The sequence below is a fragment of the Agrobacterium sp. a22-2 genome (assembly GCF_012276985.1).
Lineage (GTDB): Bacteria > Pseudomonadota > Alphaproteobacteria > Rhizobiales > Rhizobiaceae > Allorhizobium.
Genome location: NZ_JAAXMM010000042.1, coordinates 1 through 644, shown reverse-complemented (window position 1 = coordinate 644; position 644 = coordinate 1). Strand labels below are relative to the sequence as shown.

The following is a 644-nucleotide window of genomic DNA, read 5'->3' as shown; positions in this document are numbered from 1 at the left end:
GCCATGATGCGGTAGTGATGCTGTTCCCGTTTTACTGGTACAGCTCGCCGGCGATCCTCAGCGAATGGCAGGATGCGGTATTAACCTACGGTTTTGCCTACGGCAGCGAAGGCACCCAACTGCACGGCAAGCCGCTGCAGCTTGTGGTGAGCACCGGCGGCGACGCGCAGGCTTATACGACGCAAGGGTACAACCGTTACCCGGTGCAGGATCTGCTGCTGCCGTTCCACGCCATGGCCAACCTGACCGGCATGGATTATCTGCCGCCGCATCTGGTGCAGGGCGTGAGCGACATGAGCGATGAGCAGTTGGCGCAAGAGGCTGCCGGGGTGGCGGCGCTGCTGGGGAAATGGTAGGGCGCAGCGCTCGCCGCGCCCTGCGGGGTTAGTCTTCGAGTAGCCACCACACCGCTTCGAACGGCCGCAGCGTCAGCGCCTGTGGCTGATCCGCTGAGTCGCTGTAGTTGCTCATCAGCGGGCGCCATTGCGCGGAGGCTTCCACGCCTTCCGCCGCCCAGGCCAACGGTTCGCGGCTCAGGTTGGCCGCGACCAGCAGGCGCTGGCCGTTCCAGCTGCGCTGATAGCACCACAGCGCCGGGTGTTCCGGCGCCAGATCCTGATAGTCGCCGTGGGTCAGCAGCGGGT

2 protein-coding genes are annotated in these 644 nt (G+C 65.4%); one reads left to right on the top strand and one right to left on the bottom strand.

Going from position 1 to position 644, the window contains the following annotated elements:
- Positions 1 to 356, top strand: a 356-nt coding sequence (locus tag HFC70_RS26305) for an NAD(P)H-dependent oxidoreductase (protein ID WP_168476288.1), incomplete at its 5' end; no start/stop codon positions are given.
- A gap of 28 nt (positions 357 to 384) precedes the next feature.
- On the opposite strand, the gene HFC70_RS26300 is transcribed toward HFC70_RS26305, so the two are convergent.
- The coding region (locus tag HFC70_RS26300; RefSeq protein WP_168476287.1) for an alpha-glucosidase C-terminal domain-containing protein at positions 385 to 644 on the bottom strand (260 nt) is incomplete at its 5' end.